Source organism: uncultured Kiloniella sp., from assembly GCF_937128705.1.
GTDB lineage: Bacteria > Pseudomonadota > Alphaproteobacteria > Kiloniellales > Kiloniellaceae > Kiloniella.
Map to the genome: position 1 here is coordinate 1 of NZ_CAKZMP010000363.1, position 2,735 is coordinate 2,735.

Here is a 2,735-nt window from a genome sequence, read left to right on the forward strand (position 1 = left end):
GGTATTCTGGAATGCCTTATCGAAGAGGAATTACCCCTTGTAGATATTCTGGCACGAGGATATGACGAGAACACTGTTCGTCGGGTCTGGCGTATGTTAGACCTTGCAGAATATAAACGACGTCAATCTGCGCCGGGTGTTCGCGTAACAATTCGTGACCTTGCCCGCGATCGACGCTATCCGATTACGAATGCATTTCGTGGTCTTACAAATAGATAATTAGAGATAAAGACGAATTCATGAAAGTACGCTTTGCTCCTAGCCCAACGGGCCGATTACATGCCGGAAACGCCCGTATTGCGGTATTGAACTGGCTTATGGCCAAAAAAGCAGGTGGAAGCTTTTTGCTTCGTCTGGATGATACCGATACTGAACGTTCAACTGAAGAATACGCACAATCCATTCAAACGGATCTGAAATGGTTGGGTCTTGAGTGGGATGAATTTGCTGTTCAGTCCCACCGTATGGATCGTTATGAACTCGCATCGGAGAAGCTAAAAGCGGATGGTCGTCTTTACCCTTGTTATGAAACCTCTGATGAACTTGGTCTAAAGCGGAAAATTGCCTTACAGGCAGGTCGTCCACCGATCTATGATCGTGAAGCTCTAAAGTTGACGCCTGAAGGTATTGCCAAGTACGAAGCTGAAGGGCGTCAGGCTCACTGGCGCTTCAAATTGGAGCACAAGGACATCGACTGGACTGATCTTGTGCGTGGCGATGTGCATTTTGAAGGCCAACACCTGACCGATCCTGTGCTTATTAGAGAAGACGGCCGTCCCTTGTATACGCTGACATCCTGTGTTGATGATATTGAGCTGGACGTGACGCATGTGTTGCGTGGTGAAGATCATGTGTCCAACACAGCCGTACAGGTTCAGTTGTTCGAAGCTCTGGGTGGCAAGGTTCCTGAATTTGCACATATCTCGCTGATGGTTGGTGCTGACGGTTCTGGTCTGTCAAAACGCCTTGGCAGTTTAAGTCTTGGGTCTCTTCGTGAAGAAGAGGGTCTGGAGCCAATGGCCTTGAATAGCTATTTGGCGCGTCTTGGAACGCCTGACCCTATCGAGGTTCGTCAGACTCCAGCGGCTTTGACTGAGCTGTTTGATATTGCTCGCTTTGGCCGTGCGACACCGCGCTTTGATCCTGTTGAACTTGGCCACTTGAATGCAAAAGTTTTGCGCGATGCAGATTTTGCATCGATCAAATCCCGCTTACAGGATGGTTTTGATGAAGAGCTTTGGGAAGTTGTACGTCCCAATCTCGAGAAGTTGTCTGATACGCAATCCTGGTTTGATATCTGTCGGGGCGCGGTAACGCCGGATATTGCAGATGAAGATGCTGAATTCCTGACCTTGGCGGCTGAAAAGCTACCAGAAGGAGATTGGGATCAGGGGACATGGAAAGCTTTGACGACTGTTTTGAAAGATGAAACGGGTCGTAAGGGTAAACAGCTTTTCATGCCGCTTCGTAAAGCTCTGACTGGTCAGCAACACGGCCCAGAATTGGCTCAGCTTTTGCCTGTTATTGGTCGGGAACGTGCTGAAGCACGTCTCAAAGGCAAAACTGCTTAATAAGTTAGCGATCATAGCGATCTCTAGATTGCTATGAATTAAATTTATTGGCTTACATGCATGAAAGGGGTTTAACTTAAACCCCTTTCTTTTATACAATCACTTTACTCAACCCTTAGATTTCGGGAAAAGACAATGACGATTAAAGTCCACAATACTCTTGCGCGTGAAAAGCAGGATTTCGAGCCAATCGATCCTAAAAATGTGCGCATGTATGTCTGTGGACCGACCGTTTATGATCTGGCACACGTTGGTAATGCCCGCCCTGTTGTCGTCTTTGATACCTTTGCTCGTCTTCTGCGTTATGTATACGGCGCAGAACATGTAACCTATGTCCGTAACATCACAGATGTTGAAGACAAGATTATCGAAGCTTCCCTAAAGTCGGGTGAACCAATTGAAAGCATTACCAAGCGTACAACGCAGGCTTATCATGATGATATGGCTGCACTTGGTGCGCTTCCGCCAGACATAGAGCCGCGTGCGACAGATCACATTCAGGAAATGATTGATATGAGTGCGAAGCTGATTGAAAAAGGACATGCTTATGAAGCAGAAGGGCATGTTCTGTTTTCAGTAAAGTCCATGGCAGATTATGGGGAGTTATCTGGACGTAACCGCGAAGATATGATTGCCGGTGCCCGTGTCGAGGTTGCTCCCTATAAAAAAGACCCGGCTGATTTTGTGCTTTGGAAGCCGAGCAATGATGAACAACCGGGTTGGGAAAGCCCTTGGGGCAAAGGCCGTCCGGGCTGGCATATCGAATGTTCTGCTATGTCACGGGTTCATTTGGGCGAGACCTTTGATGTGCACGGGGGTGGTTTAGATTTGACCTTCCCACATCACGAGAATGAGATTGCACAGTCAAAATGCTGCAATGAAAAACCTTATGTGAACTACTGGATGCATAATGGTTATGTGGTGGTGAATGGTGAAAAAATGTCCAAGTCTCTTGGCAATTTCTTTACCGTGCGTCAGCTTTTGGACGAAGGTTTGAATGGTGAGGCTTTGCGGTTGACACTGTTGTCTGGTCACTACCGCCAGCCATTGGATATCACCCGTGAAAAGGTTGCTGAGTTTAAAGTTCAACTTGATCGTTTCTACGGGGCTTTACAGGCTGTTGAAAAGATTGAAGCCTCAACAGAAGAAGCTTCTGATGCTTTC

General features: G+C 47.2%; 2 protein-coding genes and 1 pseudogene. All 3 read left to right on the forward strand.

All coding sequences use genetic code 11. The features are described from left to right. Positions 1–219 (forward strand): annotated as a pseudogene (locus Q0241_RS18390) (NAD+ synthase); the annotation flags it as partial. Positions 220–239: 20 nt separating this feature from the next. Next, positions 240–1,571 (forward strand): glutamate--tRNA ligase, encoded by a 1,332-nt coding sequence (gene gltX, locus Q0241_RS18395; RefSeq protein WP_299380481.1) that lies wholly within the window; start codon positions 240–242, stop codon positions 1,569–1,571. Between the two features lie 135 nt (positions 1,572–1,706). Further along, on the forward strand, positions 1,707–2,735 hold a 1,029-nt coding region (gene cysS, locus Q0241_RS18400; protein WP_299380483.1), incomplete at its 3' end, for a cysteine--tRNA ligase.

Bases quoted from the DNA above. Each gene is read 5' to 3' on its own strand.
- gltX (WP_299380481.1), top strand. From the start codon at position 240: ATGAAAGTACGCTTTGCTCCTAGCCCAACGGGCCGATTACATGCCGGA.